Origin of the sequence: Neorhizobium sp. T6_25 (assembly GCF_002968555.1) — a bacterium.
Taxonomy (GTDB): Bacteria; Pseudomonadota; Alphaproteobacteria; order Rhizobiales; family Rhizobiaceae; genus Neorhizobium.
In genome coordinates this window covers 123,181-142,147 of sequence record NZ_PVBL01000011.1, presented here as the reverse complement: position 1 = coordinate 142,147, position 18,967 = coordinate 123,181, and the positions used below count along the sequence as shown (strand labels likewise).

22 protein-coding genes and 1 other RNA gene are annotated in these 18,967 nt (G+C 61.5%); 16 read left to right on the top strand and 7 right to left on the bottom strand.

Annotated features, from left to right (window positions below):
- The gene (miaA, locus tag C5L10_RS16970) at nucleotides 1-891 is read right to left on the bottom strand and encodes a tRNA (adenosine(37)-N6)-dimethylallyltransferase MiaA (protein ID WP_105430667.1); all 891 of its coding nucleotides are present in this window, start codon (nucleotides 889-891) and stop codon (nucleotides 1-3) included.
- Between miaA and serB the strand changes: the two genes are divergently transcribed.
- The 4 genes from serB to C5L10_RS16950 all read left to right on the top strand — a co-directional run bounded on the left by serB (nucleotide 892) and on the right by C5L10_RS16950 (nucleotide 3,099).
- Nucleotides 892-1,782 carry a phosphoserine phosphatase SerB gene (gene serB, locus C5L10_RS16965; protein WP_105430626.1) on the top strand — a complete coding sequence of 297 codons (891 nt, stop codon included), beginning with the start codon at nucleotides 892-894 and terminating at the stop codon, nucleotides 1,780-1,782.
- Between the two features lie 91 nt (nucleotides 1,783-1,873).
- On the top strand, nucleotides 1,874-2,185 hold the full coding sequence (locus C5L10_RS16960; RefSeq protein WP_245448026.1) for a type II toxin-antitoxin system RelE/ParE family toxin: 312 nt from the start codon (nucleotides 1,874-1,876) through the stop codon (nucleotides 2,183-2,185).
- A complete protein-coding gene (locus C5L10_RS16955) occupies nucleotides 2,182-2,493 on the top strand; it encodes a helix-turn-helix domain-containing protein (protein ID WP_105430624.1) in 312 nt (103 codons plus the stop codon). The genes C5L10_RS16960 and C5L10_RS16955 overlap by 4 nt, the downstream gene beginning before the upstream one ends.
- Nucleotides 2,494-2,508: 15 nt before the next feature.
- Nucleotides 2,509-3,099 (top strand): GNAT family N-acetyltransferase, encoded by a 591-nt coding sequence (locus tag C5L10_RS16950; protein WP_105430623.1) that lies wholly within the window; start codon nucleotides 2,509-2,511, stop codon nucleotides 3,097-3,099.
- 16 nt (nucleotides 3,100-3,115) lie between these two features.
- On the opposite strand, the gene C5L10_RS16945 is transcribed toward C5L10_RS16950, so the two are convergent.
- The 6 genes from C5L10_RS16945 to C5L10_RS16920 all read right to left on the bottom strand — a co-directional run bounded on the left by C5L10_RS16945 (nucleotide 3,116) and on the right by C5L10_RS16920 (nucleotide 9,481).
- Nucleotides 3,116-4,762: a Do family serine endopeptidase gene (locus tag C5L10_RS16945; RefSeq protein WP_105430622.1), complete on the bottom strand. Its 1,647-nt coding sequence runs from the start codon at nucleotides 4,760-4,762 to the stop codon at nucleotides 3,116-3,118.
- A 222-nt stretch (nucleotides 4,763-4,984) separates the two neighbouring features.
- Entirely contained in the window at nucleotides 4,985-5,935 is a 951-nt protein-coding gene (gene hflC, locus C5L10_RS16940) for a protease modulator HflC (RefSeq protein ID WP_046667623.1), read from the bottom strand.
- Complete coding sequence (gene hflK, locus C5L10_RS16935) at nucleotides 5,932-7,026, bottom strand: FtsH protease activity modulator HflK (protein ID WP_105430621.1); 1,095 nt, start codon at nucleotides 7,024-7,026, stop codon at nucleotides 5,932-5,934. Before hflK ends, hflC begins: the two co-directional genes overlap by 4 nt.
- Nucleotides 7,027-7,166: 140 nt before the next feature.
- Nucleotides 7,167-7,697, bottom strand: a complete 531-nt coding sequence (locus C5L10_RS16930; RefSeq protein WP_105430620.1) for a dihydrofolate reductase — start codon at nucleotides 7,695-7,697, stop codon at nucleotides 7,167-7,169.
- Nucleotides 7,694-8,488, bottom strand: coding sequence for a thymidylate synthase (locus tag C5L10_RS16925; RefSeq protein WP_046667620.1), 795 nt, complete (start codon nucleotides 8,486-8,488; stop codon nucleotides 7,694-7,696). Before C5L10_RS16925 ends, C5L10_RS16930 begins: the two co-directional genes overlap by 4 nt.
- Before the next feature lie 99 nt (nucleotides 8,489-8,587).
- Nucleotides 8,588-9,481, bottom strand: coding sequence for an NAD(P)-dependent oxidoreductase (locus C5L10_RS16920; protein ID WP_105430619.1), 894 nt, complete (start codon nucleotides 9,479-9,481; stop codon nucleotides 8,588-8,590).
- A gap of 374 nt (nucleotides 9,482-9,855) precedes the next feature.
- Between C5L10_RS16920 and C5L10_RS16915 the strand changes: the two genes are divergently transcribed.
- From C5L10_RS16915 to C5L10_RS16860, 12 genes are all read left to right on the top strand, one after another.
- Nucleotides 9,856-10,569, top strand: coding sequence for an AprI/Inh family metalloprotease inhibitor (locus tag C5L10_RS16915; RefSeq protein WP_105430618.1), 714 nt, complete (start codon nucleotides 9,856-9,858; stop codon nucleotides 10,567-10,569).
- Between the two features lie 147 nt (nucleotides 10,570-10,716).
- Nucleotides 10,717-12,618 carry a DUF4396 domain-containing protein gene (locus C5L10_RS16910; RefSeq protein ID WP_105430617.1) on the top strand — a complete coding sequence of 634 codons (1,902 nt, stop codon included), beginning with the start codon at nucleotides 10,717-10,719 and terminating at the stop codon, nucleotides 12,616-12,618.
- A gap of 280 nt (nucleotides 12,619-12,898) precedes the next feature.
- Nucleotides 12,899-13,252: a hypothetical protein gene (locus C5L10_RS16905; RefSeq protein ID WP_245448025.1), complete on the top strand. Its 354-nt coding sequence runs from the start codon at nucleotides 12,899-12,901 to the stop codon at nucleotides 13,250-13,252.
- A gap of 88 nt (nucleotides 13,253-13,340) precedes the next feature.
- Nucleotides 13,341-13,559 (top strand): hypothetical protein, encoded by a 219-nt coding sequence (locus C5L10_RS16900; protein ID WP_105424376.1) that lies wholly within the window; start codon nucleotides 13,341-13,343, stop codon nucleotides 13,557-13,559.
- Nucleotides 13,560-13,564: 5 nt separating this feature from the next.
- On the top strand, nucleotides 13,565-15,013 hold the full coding sequence (locus tag C5L10_RS16895) for a TolC family protein (protein WP_105430666.1): 1,449 nt from the start codon (nucleotides 13,565-13,567) through the stop codon (nucleotides 15,011-15,013).
- Nucleotides 15,014-15,027: 14 nt separating this feature from the next.
- Nucleotides 15,028-16,386, top strand: coding sequence for a multicopper oxidase family protein (locus tag C5L10_RS16890; RefSeq protein ID WP_105430615.1), 1,359 nt, complete (start codon nucleotides 15,028-15,030; stop codon nucleotides 16,384-16,386).
- A gap of 32 nt (nucleotides 16,387-16,418) precedes the next feature.
- A complete protein-coding gene (locus C5L10_RS16885) occupies nucleotides 16,419-16,898 on the top strand; it encodes a plastocyanin/azurin family copper-binding protein (protein ID WP_105430665.1) in 480 nt (159 codons plus the stop codon).
- A gap of 21 nt (nucleotides 16,899-16,919) precedes the next feature.
- A complete protein-coding gene (locus C5L10_RS16880; protein WP_046667614.1) occupies nucleotides 16,920-17,204 on the top strand; it encodes a copper-binding protein in 285 nt (94 codons plus the stop codon).
- Nucleotides 17,205-17,400: 196 nt separating this feature from the next.
- Nucleotides 17,401-17,781: a transfer-messenger RNA gene (gene ssrA, locus C5L10_RS16875) on the top strand.
- Between the two features lie 120 nt (nucleotides 17,782-17,901).
- Complete coding sequence (locus tag C5L10_RS16870) at nucleotides 17,902-18,408, top strand: SspB family protein (RefSeq protein WP_046633588.1); 507 nt, start codon at nucleotides 17,902-17,904, stop codon at nucleotides 18,406-18,408.
- Between the two features lie 21 nt (nucleotides 18,409-18,429).
- On the top strand, nucleotides 18,430-18,624 hold the full coding sequence (locus C5L10_RS16865; RefSeq protein ID WP_046667612.1) for a DUF4169 family protein: 195 nt from the start codon (nucleotides 18,430-18,432) through the stop codon (nucleotides 18,622-18,624).
- A 114-nt stretch (nucleotides 18,625-18,738) separates the two neighbouring features.
- A complete protein-coding gene (locus C5L10_RS16860; protein ID WP_046626051.1) occupies nucleotides 18,739-18,948 on the top strand; it encodes a ribbon-helix-helix domain-containing protein in 210 nt (69 codons plus the stop codon).
- Nucleotides 18,949-18,967 lie beyond the last annotated feature (19 nt).

Below are 18,967 nucleotides of genomic sequence, written 5' to 3'. Positions count from 1 at the left end.
TCAGGCCAGGCGCTCCCAACTCTCGTCCATCTGGTTGCGAAACCAAGTCATCTGCCGCTTGGCATATTGGCGGGTCAATGCCGAGCCGCGTTCGATAACCTCTTCCCAGCTCATACGGCCTTCCAGCATCTCGGCGACCTGCACAACGCCGATCGCCTTCATGACAGGCAGGTCGGGTGCAGGATCGAGCGCCAGCAGTGCCCTCACCTCATCCACGGCCCCGGTCTCCAGCATCGTCTCGAAACGGCGGTCGATCCGTTCGTGCAGGAGTTTTCTGTCCGGCAGGACGACAAGCTTCTTCGCCCTCGAGGGATCGATCACCATCGGCCCCTGCCTGCCCTGAAACTCGGCGATGGAGCGGCCGGTCTCCGCCAGAACCTCCAGCGCTCTGACGATCCGCTGCCCGTCCTTCGGCTCCAGGCTCGCCGCTACCGTCGCATCGCGTGCCGAAAGCTCCGCATGCAGCGCTTCCGGGCCTTCCTCCTTGAGACGCAGGCGCACCTCGCAACGAATATCCTGCGAGATCTCCGGCATCTCGGACAGGCCGCCGGTCAGCGCCTTGAAATAAAGCCCGGTGCCGCCGACGAAGACCGGCAGCCGGCCCTCGCGCGCCAGTTCCGGCAGAAGCGCCGTCACGTCGCGCAGCCACTCGCCGGTGGAATAGGCCCTCGTCGCCGGCACATGCCCGTAGAGCAGGTGCAGCACGCCCTCCATCTCGTCCTCGGCCGGTCGCGCCGTCAGGACCCGCAGCGTGTCGTAGACCTGCATGCTGTCGGCGTTGATGACAACGCCGTTTTTCTCGCGCGCCAGGCGCAATGCAAGCGCCGACTTGCCGCTGGCCGTCGGCCCGGTTATCAGGATCGCATCAAAATTGTCGATAAGGTCGCTCATATGGCTTTCGTTGCCACGCTCATTGCCCATCCGTCAAACCCCGTTCTCACGCAACAGCTCGGAGAACAAGCGGCGGAGGCGGTAAAAGCCTCCGGCCTCTACTGGCTGGCGGATGGGATCGCCTGCGATATCGCCTTGCGCGACGGCTGCGATATCGAGGCAGCCGAGGCCGATCTGAGGGTTGTCATCAGCAGCGTCCCCATCGATCTCGTCATCCAGGACGCGGATACGCGGCGCAAGAAATTCCTGATCGCCGACATGGATTCGACCATGATCGGCCAGGAGTGCATTGACGAGCTTGCCGATGTCGTGGGGCTGAAGGACAAGGTAGCGACGATCACGGCCCGCGCCATGAACGGCGAGATCGCCTTCGAACCCGCGCTCCGCGAGCGCGTCGCGCTTCTGAAAGGCCTGCCGATCACGGTCGTCGACGACGTCATCGCCAAGCGCATTACGCTGACCTCAGGTGGGCCGGAACTGATCGCCACCATGAAGGCCAAAGGCCATTACGCCGCGCTCGTGTCGGGCGGCTTTACCGTCTTCACCAGCCGCATCGCCGCGACCCTCGGCTTCGACGAGAACCGCGCCAACATCCTCCTCGAAAACGATGGCATCCTCACCGGCGAGGTCGCCGAACCCATCCTCGGCAAACAGGCCAAGGTGGACGCGCTGATTGCCATCGCGGAAAAGCTCGGCATCTCCCCGGAAGACACCATCGCCGTCGGCGACGGCGCCAACGATCTCGGCATGCTCGACATCGCCGGCTCCGGCGTCGCGTTGCACGCCAAACCCACCGTTGCCGCCCAGGCCAGGATGCGCATCGACCACGGCGATCTGACCGCCCTCCTCTATATCCAGGGTTATCGCAAGGCGGATTTTATCCTCACCTGAACACAACCTCCGCGATTGACGACGTGCAACTCGCATCGCATCATACGCATTGAAAATCATTGCAAAAATGGTATATTCAATGCAGTGGAAAATGGAATTTCTGAACGATCGCGTCAGGATCGAGCTGGAGGCGTTTCCCACCGATATTGTTGCCAGTTTCCTCCGCATCGTAAAGCTGATCGAGCTGGAAGGACCCGCCAAGGTGCACGAGCCCTATGTGAAGCACCTTGAGGGACCGATCTGGGAAATGCGGATGCGCGGCCGCGACGGAATAGCCCGGGCAGCTTATGTGACGGCTTCAGGCCAGCGGATCGTGGTCTTGCACGTCTTCCAGAAGAAGACGCAGAAAACGCCCAGGCGCGAAATCGAGATTGCGCTGAGACGGGCAAAGGATGTGAGATGAACAAGAAGAGCCTTCTGGTAAGCGAGGCAGCGAAGGAATGGTTCAAGGACCCCGAATTCGTCGCGGCCTATGATGCCCTCGAAGAGGAGTTTGCCCTCGCGGAGGCCCTGATCAAGGCACGCGCTCAAGCCTCCATGACTCAGGAAGACGTCGCCAAGGCCATGGGCACGACTCAGGCCGCCATCGCCCGGCTGGAGAGTGGTCGTTCCATGCCCTCGACCCGCACCCTGCAGCGTTTCGCCGATGCCACCGGTACCAAACTGCGCATCAGGTTCGAAAAGCCGAAATCCTCTGCGAAGGTTTCGTAGGACAAAGCCCAAGACATGCCCCCACGGATCATCCTCGAAACCGAACGCCTGCGCCTCAGAAGCTGGATCGACAGCGACCGCGACCTCTTTCGCGAGATCAATTCCGATCCGAAGGTGATGGAATTTTTCCCGTTCCGCCGCACCCACGAGGAGGCCGACACCTTCCTCGCAAAACTCAACGATGCGATCACCGAAACCGGGCTCGGCTTTTACGCGCTGGAACTGAAGGAAACGCAGGAGCCCATAGGTTTCTGCGGCCTGTCGCTCGCCAACATGCCGGATATCTTTCCGGTCGAGACGGTGGAGATCGGCTGGCGGCTGGCGACTCGGTTCTGGGGCAACGGTTATGTCACGGAGGCAGCCCGCGCGCTGCTCGACTTCGCCTTCGGCGAAAAGCACCTCGATGCGATCGTCTCCTTCGCAGTCGGCGAAAACAGGCGATCGACCGCCGTCATGAAGCGGCTCGGCCTGCATCGCATCACCGGCATGGATTTCGACCACCCGCGGGTGCCGGATACGCATCCGCATCTGAAACCGCATGAGGTCTACGCGATCACCCGCGATGAGTGGCAGCGCCAGAGAGCGGCCGCGGGGTGTGCCCACTGACAGCCCCGCCCTGGGCTTACTCCAGCGGCAGCGCCACGAAGCGCAGGTTTCCGGAAGGATCCGAGACCATCACATGCGCGTTGCGCCGGCCCTCGGACTTCAGGACCGAGATCCGCTTGACGACGTCGGCCGGGCTTTCGACGAAATCCTGCGCCACCTCGACCACGACCTCGCCGACCTTCAACCCCTTCTGGGCTGCCGGCGAATTCGGCGCGACGGCGGTGATCAATACCCCCTCGACGCTTTCAACGATGCTGAAACTCTTGCGGCGCTCCTCGTCGAGCACGGCGAGCGTCATGCCGAAGGCTGCGGCCGGGTCCTGGCTGAGCTCGCCCTTCTGGTCTCCGGGCGGTTTGTTATCCGGCGTCTTGTTCTCGCCCTGGCCTTCCGGCAGGGCCGGCTGGTCGTCTTCCTCCTCCGGATCGGCGCTATCCTCCAGGCGGCCGAGCGTCACCTTGACGGTCTGCTGCTTGCCGTCGCGCAGGATCACCACATCGACTTCCTTGCTGACCGGGCTTTCCGCAACGATGCGCGGCAGGTCGCGCATCTCGTTGACGGACTGGCCATCGAAGGTGAGGACCACGTCGCCCGCCTTGATCTCGCCGTTCTTGATCGGCCCGCCATTGACGACGCCGGATACCAGCGCGCCGCGCGCCCTGTCGAGGCCGAGGCTTGCCGCCACGTCGTCGGTGACCGGCTGGATGCGCACGCCGAGCCAGCCGCGGCGCGTCTCACCGAATTCGGTCAGCTGGTGCACGACATTTTCGGCGAGCTCCGTCGGGACGGCGAAACCGATGCCGATCGAACCGCCGGACGGTGAAATGATCGCGGTATTGATGCCGATCACCTCGCCGCGCATGTTGAACAGCGGGCCGCCGGAATTGCCCTTGTTGATCGCCGCATCCGTCTGGATGAAGTTGTCATAGGGGCCGGCGTTGATGTTGCGGCCGCGGGCAGAGATGATGCCCAATGTCACGGATCCGCCGAGGCCGAAGGGATTGCCGATCGCCATCACCCAGTCGCCGATCCGCATGCGGCGGGAATCGCCGAAGCGCACGGCCTTGAGCGGCGCCTTGGGCTCGACCTTCAGGACCGACAGGTCGGTCTTGGTGTCGGTGCCGACCAGCTTGGCCTTGAGCTTCGAGCCATTCGGGAAAATCACCTCGATGTCGTCGGCGCCTTCGATGACGTGGTTGTTGGTGACGACGTAGCCGGAGGGATCGATCACGAAGCCGGAGCCGAGCGAAGAAACCTTCTGATTGCCGTTCTGGCTGCCCTGGCCATCGAAGAAGTCTTCGAAAAACTCCTGGAATGGCGAGCCTTCCTGGATCTGAGGCTGCGGGCCGGCTCCCTGGTCCTTGACGCTTTGGGAGGTGGAGATGTTGACGACGGCATCCAGCAGGCCCTCGGCGAGATCGGCGATCGAACCTGGGCCGCCGCCTGCCATCGGCCCCGGAGCCGGGGGCGGATTGATGGTCGGAGACGGTGTCGGCGGAGCCGGCAGCATGACGCCCGGCGAACCGGCGGCCGGCGGATTGGCGTTCTGTCCCGGAGCGGCAGGGACCGGGGTCTGGGCAATCGCCTGCAAGGGTGCCGCCAGCAGGGCAAAAGTTGCCGCAAGCGTAACGGTGCGCTTGAAGGTCGATCGAACCGAATGGGCCATCTGGCGTCCTCGCTGTTGGATTGTCCGCATCACCCCGGAAGAGCGGTCTCCACCCGGGCAGGCTATAGGAACCTTTGAATCGGGCGGAGTTTCGGCAGAGCATAAGGCGGAATGACGACGGTGGAAATTACCTTTTCGTGAGGATTGCGCCCTCTGACCATCGCGCCTGTGGATGGTCTTGTCATGAAAGGGGCGGCTTTGCGCCGCCCCAAGCTTGTTGGATCAGTTCGCCGGCGCTGCGGGTGCAGCAGGCGGCGTCCGCGGGGCCGGGGTCTGAACCGGCGCAAGTGCCTCACCTGCGGACGATTTGAAGAACCGGAAGAATTCCGAATCCGGCGACAGCACCAGGGTCGTGCCGTTGTCGGCAAGTGCCGCCACATAAGCCCGCATGGTGCGGTAGAACTCGAAGAAGCCCGGATCGCGCTGGAAGGCCTCGCCGAAGATCTTGTTGCGTTCGGCATCGCCCTGACCGCGCATGATTTCCGAATCCCTCTGTGCTTCGGAGACGAATTCGACGACCTGGCGGTCGGCGATCGCCCGCCGGCGCTGGCCCTGCTCATTACCACGAGCCCGGATCAGTTCAGCTTCGGCAAGACGTTCCGCCTTCATGCGCTGGAAGGTCTGCTGCGACACTTCCTGGGTGAGGTCGGTGCGGCGGATACGAACGTCGCGGATCGCGAGCCCGAGGGTTTCCGCCGCAGCACTCAGGTCGGCGCGAACCTCCTGCATCATCGAAGAGCGCTCGTTGGAAAGCGCCGCGTCGAAATTGCGCAGACCGTAGACCCGGCGCAAAGCCGCATCGAGGCGGGTGCGAAGGCGCGATTCGGCCGATTCGCGGTCGCCCGACACCGTTTCTCGGAAGAGGCGCGGGCCGGTGATCGAGTAGACGACAAAAGCGTCGACTTCATAGAAGGCACCGCCGCGCACCTGGACGCGGATATTGTCGAGATCGAAGCGCAATGCCCGGTCCTCGACATACTGGACGCGGTCGGCGTCCATGAATGCGAAGGGCAGCTTGAAATAGATGCCCGGCTCGCGCTTGACGTCCTGAATTTCGCCGAAGCGGACGACGATCGCCTGTTCGCGTTCGTTGACCACGAAAACCGACGAATAGATGAGGATGAGAAGAACGGCGAGGCCGATCAGGAATGCGGGGAGTCGATTGGAGTTCATCGGGTGCCTCCCTGCGTCGGCTGCTTCATCATCTCGTTGAGCGGCAGATAGGGAACGACGCCGTCCTTGCTGTCCAGAATGATCTTGTTGGAGTTCTTCAGGACTGCTTCCATGGTTTCGAGGAATATACGCCGGCGCGTGACTTCAGGCGCATTGGCATACTCGTTGTAGATCGAGACGAAGCGCTGCGCCTCGCCCTGCGCCTCGTTGACGACCTTGTCCTTGTAGGCGGATGCCTCTTCGCGGACCTGGGCTGACTGACCTCGGGCCTGGCCGAGCTTCTGGTTGGCGTACTGGTTCGCCTCTTCGACGAAACGGTCCTCGTCCTGTTCGGCACGCTGCACTTCTTCGAAGGCGTCGGCCACTTCACGCGGCGGCGCCGCATCCTCGATCGGTACGGCATTGATGGAAAGGCCGGAGCCGTAGGTATCCATCGTGCCCTGGATGATGCTGCGCACCTCGGTCGAGATGCCTTCGCGGTTGTCGCGGAAAATGTCCTGCGCCGGGCGGCGGCCGACGACTTCGCGCATGGCGCTTTCGGAAACCTGCTGCAGCGTCGAAGCCGGGCCTTCCAGATTGAAGAGATAGGCCTTCGGATCGGTCACGGTGAACAGAACCGAGAACTGAACGTTGACGATGTTCTGATCGCCGGTCAGCATCCAGCCGGCATTGGAGCTCGAGCCCCGCGCCGCGCCGATATTCTGCTGCTGTTCGGTGACCTTGACGATCTCGACGGATTCGAACGGCCAGAAATGGAAATGGAGGCCAGGCATCGAAATTTCGTCCTTCGGGCGGCCGAAGCGCAGTTCGACCCCGCGCTCGTCCGGCTGGACCGTGTAGACGGACTGGAAGGCGAGGAAGGCAATGATCACGATGAGAACGATCGCGAAGGCGCCGCCGTTGAAGCCGCCGGGCATTACGCTGCGCAGCCGGTCCTGACTGCGCCTTATGATGTCTTCGAGGTCGGGCGGACCGCCGCTGCCCCCGCCGCCGCGTGGGCGGTTCGGTCCCTGTCCCCACGGCCCTTGATTATTACCGCCACCGCCGCCCCAAGGACCGCCGCCGCCACCATTCTGATTGCTCCAGGGCATCAAAACCTCTTTGTTCGTATTCGCTCCCAAACCGCGACCCTGCCGTGCGGCAGCCGTCTGGCTATTGCCCGTTATAGGGATGCGCAGACCTGCTTTCAACGCAGGTTCAATAACTTCCCGTTCAACGGTAACGAAATGTTTCAGTTTGTCGCGGTTCGGCGGGCATAAGTGGCGAAACGGGTCGGATAACTGTCCTTCTCGCCCACCGGAACGGCAACCTCATCGATTTTCTCGAACACCGCCGGATCGATGGCAGGAAAGATCGTATCGCCGTCGGAAATATCGGTTTCGACATGGGTAACGTGCAGCACGTCTGCGATCTCGATCGCCTGCGCATAAATCTCGCCGCCGCCAAGCACGTAGATCTCGTCGGCTCCGGCCTCCTCGGCCCTGCGGCCGGCAATCTTCAGTGCCTCATCGAGGGAGGCTGCCACATCGACGCCCTCGTAGTGGAAGTCCGGATTGCGCGTGACGACCACATGCGGCCGGCCAGGGAGAGGCCTGCCGCCGAAACTGTCGAAGGTCTTGCGCCCGACGATGACCGGCTTGCCCAAGGTCAGCGCCTTGAACCGCTTCAGATCGGTCGAAAGTCTCCAGGGCATGTCGCCATCACGGCCGATGACGCCGTTCCGCGAGACGGCGGCGATGACGACGAGACGGGGCTTGCTCACACCGCCACCGCCGCCTTGATATGCGGATCGGCCTCATATCCTTCCAGCGCGAAATCCTCGAAGCGGAAGGAGAAGATGTCCTTTACCGCAGGATTGATGCGCATGGTGGGCAGCGTTTTCGGGGTACGGGTCAGCTGCAGCTTCGCCTGCTCGAAGTGATCCGAGTAGATATGCGTATCGCCGAGCGTGTGGACGAAGTCGCCGGGCTTCAGCCCCGTCACCTGGGCAACCATCATCGTCAGCAGCGCGTAGGACGCGATGTTGAACGGCACGCCGAGGAAAACGTCGGCGGAGCGCTGGTAGAGCTGGCAGGAGAGCTTGCCGTCGGCGACGTAGAACTGGAACAGGCAATGGCAGGCCGGCAGCGCCATCTCGTCGAGCTGGCCGACGTTCCAGGCCGACACGATATGCCGGCGCGAATTGGGGTTGACCTTGAGGCCTTCGATCAATTGCGAAATCTGGTCGATATGGCGGCCGTCGGGGGCGGGCCAGGAGCGCCACTGATAGCCGTAGACGGGGCCAAGTTCGCCCTTCTCGTCAGCCCATTCATCCCAGATCGAGACGCCGTTCTCCTTCAGATAGGCGACGTTCGTATCGCCCTTCAGGAACCACAGGAGCTCGTGGATGATCGATCTCAGATGCAATTTCTTGGTCGTCAGGACCGGAAAACCTTCTGCGAGGTCGAAGCGCATCTGATAGCCGAATACCGAGCGGGTGCCCTTGCCGGTCCGGTCGCCCCGGTCGGTACCCGTTTCCATCACATGCCGGAGAAGATCGAGATATTGTTTCATGGGTCAGGCCGCCGATTCCATCGTCATGGAATCATATAGTAGCATAGCTCGGCCCGACCAATCTCGTTTGATGGCTTTCCCCCGTTTTAGCGGCGCCAATCACCTGGTGACGTATTGGCGCCAATCGTGGCTCTCGGCGAAACCTAGGACCTCCCTGATCTTGCGGTTGCTGATCGGAGCCTCGAATTCGCCGATATCGCCGACAATGGGCGTGCCGGGCGCCCAGCGTTCGAGGAACGGCCGGGTCGGCTCAAGCGCCGTAATCGTGTCGTTGACCGCGTTGAAGACCTGGAAGCCCAAGCCGTCCTTTTCGATGCAGAGATGCACGATCTGGCCGAGGTCGCGGGCATCGATATAGCTCCAGGCATTGCGTTTGCGCGACGGCGGGTCGGCGAGGAAGGCGGGGAAGCGGCTGTAGTCCTCCGGCGAGATCACGTTGCCGATCCGAAGCGCATAGATGTCCGCGCCGAAACGCATGGCAAAGGCCCGCGCCGTCTTCTCGTTGACGACCTTGGAGAGACCGTAGCTGTCCATCGGGTCGACATCGTAATCTTCGGTGAGCGGAAACGAACGGTAATCCTTGTCGCCCTCGGCAAAGCAGACCCCATAGGTCGTCTCGCTGGATGCGATGATCACCTTGGGGATGCCGAGCTTCATCGCCGCCTCGATGACGTTGTAGGTGGAGATCGTGTTGGCCGAAAACGTCGCGTTGTCCGGGCGCATCAGGATGCGCGGCACGGCGGCAAAATGCACCACCGCATCGACGGGCGCCGGCCCCTTGCCGCTCTCCAGTCCCTGGAAGCCGAAATGCATGGAGAGCGCGTTGAAGGTCTCGCCGCCGTCCCTGAGATCGGTGATCAGCGTGTTGACGCCGGGGCAATCGAGCGGCGCCAGGTCGAGGTTGAGGACCTCATGCCTTTCCCCTACGAGATACGGCACGACATGCCGTCCAGCCTTGCCGCTGCCGCCGGTGAATACGATCCGCTTGCCCATGACGCCGTCTCCTCAGATCCAATCCGACCTTTGCCGCGACTGACTATATCGCCCGCCCACCCGTTGCGAACCCGGCATGGCCGACAATGACGTTCCCGGTCGACGATGAAGCATGGCACCGCCTGCCCGTCAACGCCGATCACCCCCACTGGCCACCGCCTCCGCTTCACAAAGGAGTGCAGTCACGCGCGCCCTGGGCGCCGCACAACGGCAAGACCTGCCTATCGAGTTTCACAAATCGATGAACTGGAAACCGGCGCTCCCATCCCCTGGTTCTCGGCGGATTCGCTCCCTCCGCCCCCCTGTTCGACGAACCGCGAATCGGGCAGAAAAAAGGCGACCCCTCAACCATTGCGCAGCCTGGAGCCTCGACCATGCGTATCCGCCACGCCCTTGCCGTCCTCGCCTCTTTGGTGATCGCGGCGCCTGCTTTTGCGCAGGACCACCCTTCGGCCTTCGTCGGTTCGTGGGAGGTTGAAACCGGCAGCGCGATCGGCAAATGCAACGTCGAACTCAAGGGCACGGCTTTCGCAGGAAAGCTTTCTGCCAGCAGCATGATGTGCCTCGGCCCCTTGGGCTTCCTGAACGGATGGACGCCCAGCCGCGACGGCGTCACGCTGCTTGATCTCAGCGGCAGGGAGATCGGCAGCTTCGGACCGTCCCGCGGCAATCTCGTCGGACGTCTGAGCGACGGCAGCATGGTTACCATGAGACCGACGAGCGGCCAGCGTTTCGGCGGCAGGCGCGACGATGATCGCCGGCGTCCAGACCGGGGCGGAAACGATCGCGCGGACTGCTATCTGCGCGAAGACACGGGCCGATGCGCCGATCCTTCAGACATTCCGCCGCCGCGGGAACGCCGGCTGGTCCGCTCGATCGGCCCGCTCAACGTTCGCAGCCAGGAAGACATGAGCAGCCCGGTCGTGACCCAAACCGAAGCCGGAGAGTGTTTCACCGTCCATGGCTGCCGCGATACCCGGTGGGGGCCTCGTTGCGAAGTCCGGTGGGGCAAGAGCCAGATCGGCTACACCATCAAGTATTTCGAGAGGAACGGCAAAAATTATATCGGCTTTCTCAACCGCTGCTGAGAGCCCGGATGCTTTTCCACCTCACAGTCCGGTTGGCGTCCGGCCTTCGTGCCGGCGCCTGAAACGCCGCTAGAGGCGCTTGACCTTCCAACGCTGGAAACTTGTAGCGTCCGCTCCATCTCGTGACTTCGCGACTTGGAGGAAGCCATGTTCATCCAGCCAATCGACTATCTTCTCTTCGTCTGGTTCATCCTGGCCGGCCTGAGCACGCTGTATGTCGCCTGGGATCAGTTCAGGAACAATCCCGAGCCGGCCGTGATGAAATGGGGCTTCATCCTCGTCACGCTCTATCTCGGGCCGATCGGTCTGCTCCTCTACATCCTGGCCGACAAGGAACCTGTGCCCGGAACGCATGAAGAGTTCATCAAGCCGCTGTGGAAGCAGGGGATCGGCTCCACCATCCACTGCGTTGCCGGCGATGCCACGGGCATCATCATCGCTGCCACGATCACCGCTCTTCTCGGCCTGCCGATGTGGATCGATATCATCATCGAATACATCGCCGGCTTCACGCTCGGCCTGTTCATCTTCCAGGCCCTGTTCATGAAGAACATGATGGGCGGCACTTACTGGCAGAATGTCCGACACTCCTTCATGCCGGAATTCATCAGCATGAATGCGATGATGGCCGGCATGGCTCCGGTCATGGCAATCCTGATGATGGGCCGCGACATGAGGGCCATGTGGCCGGGAGAGATGCTCTTCTGGGGCGTGATGGCCCTCGGCATCGGGGTCGGTTTTCTGGTCGCCTACCCGTTCAATGTCTGGCTGGTCGCCAAGGGGCTGAAGCACGGGCTGATGACGCAGCGAGACCAAATGGCCGGCGACAAGCATGGGCCGCACCAGCAGGAGGGCGCACATGCCCACGCAGACGAGAACCGACGACAGCAAGCCGGTAACCATCAGCATCACGGGTCGGGGCAAGATCGCCGAAGCCGCGCATTCGCCCCTACCCGTCTCCAGATCGCCACCATGGCCGCCTTCACCTCGATCATGCTGATTGCCGGCTTCGCCTACCCGTTCACCAAGGTCAACATGCATCTGGGCGCCCACGACGTCGGCGGTGCGATCATGGCCCCCGGGATGATCATGGCGTTCGATACGCCCGGCGACGCCATGCGCGACATGGCAGCGGTCGACCCGCGCCTCACGAGTTTTCAGGCGCGCGAGATGGCGACGGGCGGCGAAGTCCTTCCGCCGCGCATCGATGGCGACGTCAAGGTCTTCGACCTGACCGCCTCGGTGATCCGATGGTCGATATTGCCCGGCGAAACGGTGGAGGCCTACGCCTACAACAATCAGGTTCCAGGCCCGACCTTGCGGGTCGTGCAAGGCGACAAGGTCCGGATCAACGTCACCAACCGGCTGCCCGAAAGCACGACCGTTCATTGGCATGGCCTGATCCTGCCAAACGAGATGGACGGGCCGGCCCACATTACCCAGAAGCCGATAGAGCCGGGGCAGACCTTCACCTACGAATATACCGTCGGGCAGTCGGGCACCTATTTCTACCACACCCACGACCACGTGGATCGGCAGCAGTCGCTTGGCCTGTACGGGGCACTGATCATAGATCCCAAGAATCCGGCCGACGAAATTGCCGCCGATCTCGAATATACGATGCAGCTTCAGGAATGGGTGAAGCGGGAGTGGCTCACATATCCCGCCATGCCGATGGAAGGTGCCCTCCCCAACTTCTTCACGATCAACGGGAAATCCTATCCCGCAACGGATACGATCAAGATGAAGGTCGGGCAGAAACTGAAAATACGCTTCGTCGGTTCCCACACGACAGCCATCCATCCGATGCACGTCCATGGGGGCCCGTTCGAGGTCGCCGCGCGCGACGGGGAGACACTGGCGCCAACGGCCCGGTACCTGGCCGACACGGTCAACGTTGCTCCCGGACAACGCTACGATGTCCTGTGGACCGCCCAGCGACCGGGAAAATGGCTCGTCCACTGCCATATCTCCCACCACACGACGAACAACAATGTCGAAACCGAGGGCGGTGGTGGTCTGATGCTGGTGATCGATGTCCAGCCGTGAACTGGCACTACGATGACGAATGGGCGGTTGAGACGTTCCGCTCGTCTCGGCCCCAGAAAAATCGCTTGACCTTCCCAGTGGGGGAAGCCGCAAGTGTGCGCTCACCGCAATGCTCCGATTGCGGCGGGTGGCCCTTCCGGTCTTCGTGGCGTTGTCGCAATGCCATACGAACGACATGAAACGGTGTTGAAAAAGGCGTCGATTGACAAGCTCGAAGGCTCTGGCAATCCTGATAGGCATGAGTGGGATGTATCGAATCACATCTAAAGCGATGGCACTGATGTTCAGACTGGTGATGATCTTGTCACTGGCGGGCTACAGCTTTTCTGCCGTCAGCGCTGCGATGCATCCCGAAAACGCCGTCCAGCTCTCGCAGGTCGAAGATGGCCACGCCGCTCACCATGGCGACGACGGCGTTGCGACGGCCGATGCCGATCATCACGGCGACCAGCACGACCACGGCAGTCCGGAAAAGTCCAAGAACTCCTGCTGCACGGATTATTGCGGCGTTGCGGCCATCACCTGCTCCGGCTCCTCGTTGAGCCATCCGCGTGTGGTTTCCATTCGCGAGTTCATCGACGACACGGATACTGCCGGTCAGAAGCCGAGCCTGCATCGTCCACCTAATATCTGAGAACTAGCACCCGCGGGGCGGGTCTTGCTGTGACCGTGCGCGAGCGATCGCGCCGGCACGATTGCGATCATATTCTCGGATTTTCAACATGAAACATTTGTTCCTGGTGGTTGCTCTTCCGCTTTTTGCCAGCGGATGCGCGTCCACATTGCCTGAAGTCGTTGCTTCCACCGACCACCCCGACACCGTGTCCGACGTTGGGGCCCTCCGGTACCGGAGCCCGATTGACGGCTACACCCATCGCATGCCCGTCGATCCGAAGCCCTGGCGTGGCCTCAACGACGCCCAGGCTCCGAAAAAAGGATGAGCGCGATGATAACACGTCACGTCAGAGTCTTGTCCGCCATCGTGTTTCCCCTCGTCGCCGCCGGCTGCGTTGCGACGGACTACGCGGCCAAGGATGCCGGTTTCATGAATGCCTCGTCGAAAAGCAGCGAGGCAACCGGCAAACAAACCGTGTGGGTCCAAAACCGACAGCAGTCTCAGGCAGTCCGCGACCACGTGAAGGCGCTGATGGCCAGGAAGACCATCGACGTCGAGACCGCCGTCCAGGTCGCTCTCCTGAACAACAAGGGGCTTCAGGCTTCTTATGCCGATCTCGGAGATAGTGCTGCAGACGCATGGCAGACGCAGCTTTCGGTTTTTCCGACCTTCTCCGTTGGCCTGACCGGGATCGCCACTCCCGGACTTGAGGTCTATCGTGTTCTCGAAGGTGCCATCGCGGCCAATATTCTGGCTCTGGCGACATACGACAAGAACATCAAGCTGGCCGACACGCGGTTCCGTCAGGCCCAACTCAACGCGGCCATCGTCACGATCTCTCTCGCCGCCGAAACGCGACGAGCCTGGATCAACGCCGTGGCGGCATGGGAAAATGTCGCCTACCTCAACCAGGCCAAGGTAGCCGCCGACGCTGCGTCCGAGCTCGCCAAGAAGATCGGCGAAGCCGGATCGATGCCGAAGGCCGACCAGGCGCGTGAACACGTCTTCTACGCGGAGCTGACCGGCGAGACTGCCAAGGCAAGGCTCGAAGCAAAGCTTGCCAAGGAGGAGCTGGTCAGGCTGATGGGCCTCTCCGGTTCCGACATCGACTTCCAGATTCCGAACCGTCTTCCCCCACTGCCGAAAGCATTGATCAAGCGCGACGACATAGAGGCCGAGTCGATCCACAAGCGCATGGATCTGCAGGTCGCCCGCCTGGAGCTTCAGGCGACCGCCCAGTCCTACAAGCTCGAGGATGTCACCCGCATCGTCACCGACATCGAACTGGTCGGCACTTACGAAAAGGAACGCGAGCGCGAGGACGGTAAGATCCTCTCGGACGTGTCGAAGACGGCAGGACTGGAATTCAGGATCCCGATCTTCGATTCCGGCCAGGCGCGTCTGCGAAAGGGTGAGCTCGCCTATATGCGGGCCGCCAACCAGCTGGCGGAACTTGCGGTCAACACCCGTTCGCAAGCCCGCTCCGCCTATCTGTCCTACAAGTCGAACTACGATATCGCACGCCACTACCGAAACAGCGTCCTGCCGTTGCGCAATGCGATCGAGGAACAGTCCCTCCTCACCTACAACGGCATGATCACCAGCACCTTCGAACTGATCGCCGATACCCGCGAGAAGATCGACTCCACCATCCTCGCCGTCAACGCCAAACGCGACTTCTGGCTCGCCGAAGCGAACCTTGCCCCCGTCATCTATGGCGGCAGCACCGGTTCGGCCTCGGCGGAAACCGAGGTCGCTTCGGCTGAAGCCGAAGACTGAGAAAGGAAACGAGAATGTTCAATAGAAGACAATTGCTCGGAGCAGGTGCCGCCGGTGCCGCCCTCGTCTCCTCCCAGGCCTGGGGCCAGACTTCGAACATGGGTCTGCCGGAGGCAGCCGCCATGGATTCCGCCGCAACCCAGGCTCCGGTTCGCCCATCCGTCGGTCCGGATTATAACCCGGTCGTGACCCTGAACGGATGGACCCTGCCCTTCCGGATGAACAACGGCGTCAAGGAATTCCACCTTGTTGCGGAACCGGTGGAACGCGAGATGGCCGAAGGCATGACGGCCTATCTCTGGGGCTATAACGGCCAGTCGCCAGGTCCGACCATCGAGGCGGTCGAGGGCGACCGGGTCCGCATCTTCGTGACCAACAAGCTGCCGGAGCACACCACGGTCCACTGGCACGGCATGATCCTGCCATCGGGAATGGACGGTGTGGGCGGCCTTTCGCAACCCCATATTCCCGTCGGCAAGACCTTCGTCTACGAGTTCGACCTCGTTAAGTCCGGCACCTTCATGTACCACCCGCATTCGGACGAGATGGTCCAGATGGCGATGGGCATGATGGGCTTCTTAGTGGTCCATCCCAAGGACCCGAAGTTCATGCCGGTGGACCGCGACTTCGTTTTCCTGCTCAGCGCCTATGACATCGATCCCGGCACCTATGTGCCGCGCGTCATGGAGATGACCGACTTCAATCTCTGGACCTGGAACAGCCGCGTCTTCCCCGGCATCGATCCGCTGGTGGTCGCGAAGAACGACAAGGTCCGTGTCCGCGTCGGTAACCTGACGATGACCAACCACCCGATCCACATGCACGGCTACGATTTCGAAGTGACCTGCACCGACGGTGGCTGGGTTCGCCCCGAGGCACGCTGGCCGGAGGTCAGCATAGACATTCCGGTCGGCGCGATGCGGGCCTACGAGTTCGACGCAAAGCATGTCGGCGACTGGGCGATCCATTGCCACAAGTCGCATCACACGATGAACGCGATGGGCCACGACATTCCGACGTTCATCGGCGTCGACAAGAAGGAAGTCACCAAAAAGATCAGGCAGATCCGTCCCGAATACATGCCGATGGGTACGGCCGGCATGGCGGATATGGGCGAGATGTCCATGGAAATACCGGAAAACACTGTTCCCATGATGACTGGATGGGGACCCCACGGCCCCATCGAGATGGGCGGCATGTTTTCCGTGGTGAAGGTCCGCGGGGGTATCTCGGCGGGCGATTACGCCGATCCGGGCTGGTACGAAAACCCGCCCGGCACCCAGGCCTGGGAGTGGACGGGAAGCCTCCCCGACGCGCCCAAGGCCAAAGACGCAAAGACACAGCCGCCGTCGAAACATTCGAACCACGGCTGATCGGTAACTCCCAACAATCAAAGGACATGATCATGAAAACTGCAATTCTTGGCCTCTTCCTCGCCACCCTCGCAACGCCGGTTCTGGCATCGGGCAGCCACGCGGGCGGCCACGGCGAAGCAATGGCCGTTGGCGAACCCGGCGACAAGTCGAAGGTCAGCCAGACCATCCGCGTCAGCATGAAGGAGACGCCCGACGGCAAGATGATCTTCACCCCGAACGACTTCAAGGTTCGCAAGGGCCAGACCATCCGCTTCACGATCAAGAACGAAGGCGAGCTCGACCACGAATTCGTCCTCGACCAGGAGGCCAAGGTGATGGAGCATAAGGCGGTCATGGAGAAGTTTCCGGACATGGAACATGACGATCCAAACGCGATCCGCCTGAAGCCGGGCAAGTCCGGCGATATCGTCTGGAAATTCACCAATGACGGCGTCTTCAAGATCGCCTGCCTCGTTCCCGGCCACTACGACGCCGGAATGCACGGCGACGTCACCGTCGCCAACAAGTAGGTAAAAAGGAAGGAGTAGAGCATGAAAACCGTTCTCAAACTTGCCGTCGTCGCAGCGCTCGGCCTCGCATCCGCCAGCGGCGCGTTCGCTCAGGAATTCACCAAGGCCACCGTCAAGAAGGTCGATACGAAGGCCAAGAAGGTCACGCTCATCCACGAGGAGCTGAAGGGTCTCGAAATGCCCGCCATGACCATGGTCTTTCAGGTCGGCAACGACGCTCTGCTGGCCAAGCTGAAGGAGGGCGCAAAGGTGCAGTTCGTCGCAGAACGCGTCGACGGCAAGCTGACGGTCACGCAGGTAAAGTGACCATCACGCCGCGCTTCCTCAGGGAGCGCGGCCTTACCTCTCGGAAGCATCTGAAAATCACGGTGCCAGCGGGCGATCGATTGCAAGGTTAGATCCTGCCTGTATGACCGCAAACAGCCCAGCGGAGCCCCATTCTTCCGAGCCAGAGGCAAAAATCATCGCGGCGAGAGGTTATCGGGGCCTTTCACGGCTCCCACCCCTTTTCACCGGGGGTGGAAGCGCCTATATGACGGTTGCCGGACTTCGGTCCGGCTATGGCAATAAACGGCCGGTGTAATAAACCTATTGGACCCGGGGGCGGTACCCGGCGCCTCCACCAAAAACCGGTCGGTCGCATGGAAAACCTTGCAGACCGGCTTTTGATGGGGGCGAAATAGGATCGACAAGGGCTTAAAGATCGAACTTTTGCTCGGCATGATACCACCGTTATCGGGTCAAAAAGTGTAGTTGCAAACGACAACAACGCTAAGGGTTATGCTCTCGCTGCCTAATGGCGGTGCGGGAAATCCGAACTAAGTCCTTGGAGGTAGCACTTTAAGGCGGGGTCCGAAGGCACCTGGCAACAGAAGCCTTCACCTTCGCTCCCCAGTCGAATACTATGGAACTGACTCGGATGCTCGTCGGGGCTTCCCCGCGCCGGGCCGGCATGGCATAACGCGTCTGACTAAAAGACGAGAGAATGGAAAGACAGGACCGTATGGGGCAGGACCACATCCGTTACGATATTCTGGCGCAGGACGCGTTGCGCGGCGTCATCCGTAAGGTTTTGACCGAGGTTGCGGCCACGGGCCGTCTGCCGGGCGACCACCATTTCTTCATCACCTTCCTGACCGGCGCCCCGGGCGTGCGCATCTCGCAGCACCTCAAGGCAAAATATGCCGAACAGATGACCATCGTCGTCCAGCACCAGTTCTGGGACCTCAAGGTCTCCGATACCCAGTTCGAGATCGGCCTTTCCTTCTCCGACACCCCGGAACGCCTGGTCGTTCCCTTCAACGCCATTCGCGGTTTCTACGACCCTTCTGTGAATTTCGAGCTTGAATTCGAAGTGCCGCTCGCCGACGAGGACGAGAACACCACCGCCGAGATCACTGCCATCCCCGTAGACGCCGTTTCCAAGTCTGCCGACACCGAAGCCAAGCCCGGCGAAGAGAAGAAGCCCGGCTCGGTCATCTCGCTCGATTCCTTCCGCAAGAAGCAGTAAGCGCCGGGAGGCGCGTCAGCCATGAGCGCCGAAATCGTCAACCTTCGCCAGTTCCGCAAAGCCAAGGAACGGCTCGAAAAGGAAAAGGAGGCGGAGCAGAACCGCCTCACCTTCGGCCGTACCAAGGCCGACAAGTCCCTGACCAAGGCACGCAACGACAAGGCGGAGAAGGGACTCGACCAGGGCCGCCTGGAAAAGCCCGGCAAGGACGACTGACTTTCCGTCCGGTGTATATTAAGGATCCGCTAACCAAGCTTCAGCCGATCGGCTTGACGCCGGAAGTACCACAGTCTGAATAAGCGAGCTTGTTCCGAAGGTCCGGAGAGTTTCGTGATCCGCAAACATTCCGCGACCCTTCACGGTCATCGCACCAGTTTTTCCCTCGAGGACGAGTTCTGGCTCGAGTTGAAGGCAATCGCAGCAAAACGCGATATCAGCCTGGCGACCCTGATCGCCGAGATCGACGATCAAAGGGACGCCGCCAGCAATCTCTCGTCGGCGCTGCGCGTCCATGTCCTGACGTGGCTCAAGTCTTCATAAAACGAAATGGCACCGCCGT